The organism is Candidatus Nebulibacter yamunensis, from assembly GCF_024208055.1.
In the GTDB taxonomy this organism is placed as follows: domain Bacteria; phylum Pseudomonadota; class Gammaproteobacteria; order Francisellales; family Francisellaceae; genus Caedibacter; species Caedibacter lacustris.
This window is the reverse complement of record NZ_JAMBMW010000050.1, coordinates 1-1,503: the sequence shown is the minus strand read 5'-3', so window position 1 is coordinate 1,503 and position 1,503 is coordinate 1. Positions and strand designations below refer to the sequence as shown.

2 protein-coding genes are annotated in these 1,503 nt (G+C 35.4%); both read left to right on the top strand.

The features are described 5' to 3' along the window. A partial coding sequence (locus M1V25_RS10195) for an HNH/endonuclease VII fold putative polymorphic toxin (protein WP_498843211.1) occupies positions 1-430 on the top strand: 430 nt, incomplete at its 5' end. A gap of 2 nt (positions 431-432) precedes the next feature. Beyond that, entirely contained in the window at positions 433-1,074 is a 642-nt protein-coding gene (locus tag M1V25_RS10190; protein ID WP_116963829.1) for a hypothetical protein, read from the top strand. The last annotated feature ends 429 nt before the right edge of the window (positions 1,075-1,503 follow it).

Below are 1,503 nucleotides of genomic sequence, written 5' to 3'. Positions count from 1 at the left end.
TAAAGCTGTTGCACCAAAGATGATTGTGGAGAATGTTAAGGCAAGCGTTGCAGCGGGGAAAACAACTCAAGCTAGCCATAAAGCAGGTAAAATACGTGAGTTTGTGACTACTGTTCCAAAAGGGGCAGATAGCACTCTCTTTAGAAAAGCGGCATTTAGAGAGGCCAAGGAAAAAGCTGGAATACCTAGAAGCCAGCAACCAAGCAATACGTATCACGAAAAAATTAGAGACCAACAAGGTCATGTTGAAGGGCGAGTTTACGAATTTAAGATTGCTGATGGAAGTACAGCTACGATTCGTGAGCATACGTTAGGACATAAATTTGGTAATCATGGTTCTCATTTCAACAGTGAACTGCGAAATGCTCAAGGTATTAAGCAGTCTTTAAAGAATAATGCTGACTCCCATACTTATATAAAGCAGGATTAAAAATGAAACCAGTTTTTTTGTACGACGAAGGTATAAACCTTTGGGAACAATCAAAAAAATCAGGTGATAGTAGTTTAGCTACTATCACTATCTTGCAGCGGGATATCGATAGCCTGACAAAAATATGGACTAGTTTTCTTCCTGTTTTACTCTCTTTTTTCCCATATGTTTTTAAATGGCTAACAACTGGCACAGCTTTTTCGGGTTCAAAAGTTCAGGAGTTGAAACTAAAGAAACAACTGAAAGAAGGGTTTAGCGAGGGAGATGTATTAATAAGGAATGAGTCTACAGGCGTATATTCTTTAGTAAAAAATGAGGCGAATGATATTAAAAGTTTGCCTCTCAATTCAATTACTCACTATAGATATGTATCTCTAGTATTTAACTCAAAAAACACATCCGCTCAATCCATACTAGATTGTTTTAATAATTCTACAAATGGGATTTCAAGTGAAAATGTGAATTCTATTTTTAGTAACGCTAACGATATTGTGCTTTGCAGAGTTTTTGACGATAGCGAGACTCATGCAGCAATGCAATTAATCGGAAGAGTCAACCAAATAGAAAAAATAAAGAGTGAGTTAAATTCCGCTGGTTTTGAGCAGATCGATGATGAAGAAGTAGCGAGTTTTATTAATAGTTAGATGTTGCAAATGGCGGAGCTGAGAGCGAACCGAAGATTACCGGGGAGAGTATTAAGGTGGGTAAGGCAGCTACAAGCTATGCTTCTACAATTAAAAGGTGTCTAACCTTAAACGATGAGTATTTACTAAATACAGAATCGTGGTTTTATAGCATCGGTGTCTATTTAATATCTTGGGATAGGCATCTATTTCAGTAATGTTTAAGTTGTCGATTTCTTTATTCATGATGTGATGGGTTAATTTCCTTTATTCATCAATAAACAAGTTTTAATTGAATAGAAAAATTTGTGCAATAAAGCTATTCAAATGAAAAAACATCCTGTACAAACATAAATTTCAAAAAAATAACTTGTATTATCCAAAAAATTAGGCATAATGCCTTTTATCTTCTTTAAAGAAGATAGAGTTCTCAGATGATCATGGGACTTG